The sequence below is a fragment of the Iningainema tapete BLCC-T55 genome, from assembly GCF_014698965.1.
GTDB classification, from domain to species: domain Bacteria; phylum Cyanobacteriota; class Cyanobacteriia; order Cyanobacteriales; family Nostocaceae; genus Iningainema; species Iningainema tapete.
In genome coordinates this window covers 1-2,107 of record NZ_JACXAE010000079.1, presented here as the reverse complement: position 1 = coordinate 2,107, position 2,107 = coordinate 1, and the positions used below count along the sequence as shown (strand labels likewise).

Below are 2,107 nucleotides of genomic sequence, written 5' to 3'. Positions count from 1 at the left end.
ATAAATCGCTATTAAACGGTATAAAACAGAATTGTGGACTGAGTGAGGAGTGGTATAGCGGTTAAGGGTTAGACCTTCCACTCGTCTTTCTAGTCGTTGGTAAGCTCCCACTTACCAGTTTTTGAAACTCAGGGTTTTTCTTATGCTTAGAATCGAGCCAGTCCAACTCCACCGCATCATCCAAACTCTTACCTTCGAGCGCCAAAAACATTGCAGTACGACGCAATAACACTGCTTGCACTTCACTCGATCTCATGTACCGAGTAATGTCCTTATCCGTACCTCGATGAAGGACAGCTTTGGCAGCATTGCAGTCAGAATGCACAACGACCCCAGTATGCCTGGTAAAACGGTTGCCATCACGCTTCCCTAAAAGGGTCAACGTAACCGCATCCGTTTGTGACGTATATGCAGCGTTAACTTCTGTGATAGTCGAATTACTCCAACTAGCCCATTTCTCTAAACTGTCTCGCATACAGCCTTTTACCCAACTGTTCAACTTCCGAGACATTGCTTTTGACTGACTTTTGTTTTTAATAGATTCTGTCAGGTCTTCCGCAAAAACTTTTAACGAACCTGTAGCAAACAGGGACTTAGATGCTTGACCAAGTAGTGAAGAGATAGCAGCTTGGTCTTTTCTATATCGCTTATTTTCAGTTTTTCGAGATAAATTATTTTCTAGAATACGTGCAGCTTTTACTGGGTCATGTTTTTCATTCTTACGAAAAATAGCAAATATCTTACCACGTTTACGATTCTTTTTAGTAATGCGGTTGGACTTTTTGGTTAGTAACTCACCTAAACCATCACCGTGGACTTTTTCATTAGAATCAATGAAAGCTTCTGTATATCCTTTATCGATACCAATGGGGGTTAGCTCTGAGTCTGATGATTTAGTATAGTTTCCAAAGTCTACTAAGAAATGTACTTCAAACCGTTCTAACTCGTAATTGTAAATAACTCTGATTTGTCCACTCGGCTTGCGGTTACTCCTGACATTAAACTCAACTCTTTTACCTTTGGTTAAACCAGAAACACTTAACCGATAAACATAGCGGCTTAAGCGAGTAGAAGTGTAAGCTTGTGGCTGGTAAACAATTTGGTTATCAACACTAGTATGACCACGTTGAAACTCATCTCTAACAATCCGACTTAAGAATGAATCTGATAGAAACTCGGTAGAATTGAGCTTACGGTATGCTTGTTTTCTTTGGTCTTCATTTTCTTTACCTGGATACCTTGCCCAAATCTTTCCACTCAGATTAGCAATAGTTGCAGCTTGTTGAGCAAGTATTGCTTTAGCTACATCATTGACTGTCCATTCCATTAACTTGGATGGTAGCCCTAATGATTCAGGAGTACGGAAGTCACGCACTTCAGGGTAAGCTTTATGCCAATCCATTCCCCAGTGCCTGACACTACCAAGCTTGTTATAAGCCTCGGAACGAACAATACCTAAGCGCTCCATCAGGTCTAACAATTCAGATTTAACTGCGTCGTCAATCAAAACAACTTCAACAATCTGAGTTGATAGTTTATGAATCTCATTTTTAAGTTTTTTATTGCGCTTAGCCATTGAACTACCTCCTAGTAACTAATCTAACACAGAAGAGTCTGTTTTGTCAGATTCTGCTTCAACTTTTATCACCTTTTCATATTTTCTAAGAAAATAAAGTTTTGAAGAGAAGCAGTGCATAATACTCATAAAATCTTCCATTAGTTCTTGATGGGGTGGTTTGTAAGTGTTATTAAGAACAACAATGTCACACCTATGAGCATTACAAAACCACTCAACAAAATCAAACCCAAACCTGCATAATCTGTCTTTGTGAGCAACCACTATAGTTTTAATTTCTTGCTTTAAGACTTGTTCCATTAGTGCCATGAACTTTTTTCGCTTAAAGTTCAGCCCAGAACCATATTCACTGATACATTTACAATTTGGGTAGTTTTTACCAAGATAATCAATCTGAGAAGCTAAGTCATCTTTTTGAGAGGCGGTTGAGACTCTGGCATAAAGAATAACAGGTCTATCGTCAATTGCTGAAACCACTTTTTCAATGGATTCAACAAGGTAGCGACGATGACCACCAGGGGATTTAATGCT

Annotated in this window: 2 protein-coding genes; both read right to left on the bottom strand. The window is 39.2% G+C overall.

Annotated features, from left to right (window positions below):
• Positions 1-61: 61 nt before the first annotated feature.
• The gene (locus ICL16_RS25820; protein WP_190833720.1) at positions 62-1,576 is read right to left on the bottom strand and encodes a transposase; all 1,515 of its coding nucleotides are present in this window, start codon (positions 1,574-1,576) and stop codon (positions 62-64) included.
• A gap of 18 nt (positions 1,577-1,594) precedes the next feature.
• A partial coding sequence (locus ICL16_RS25815; protein WP_190833717.1) for an IS607 family transposase occupies positions 1,595-2,107 on the bottom strand: 513 nt, incomplete at its 5' end.

What these genes read in the sequence shown, in the direction of transcription:
- ICL16_RS25820 (WP_190833720.1), bottom strand. Translation starts at nt 1,576, where the DNA reads ATGGCTAAGCGCAATAAAAAACTTAAAAATGAGATTCATAAACTATCA.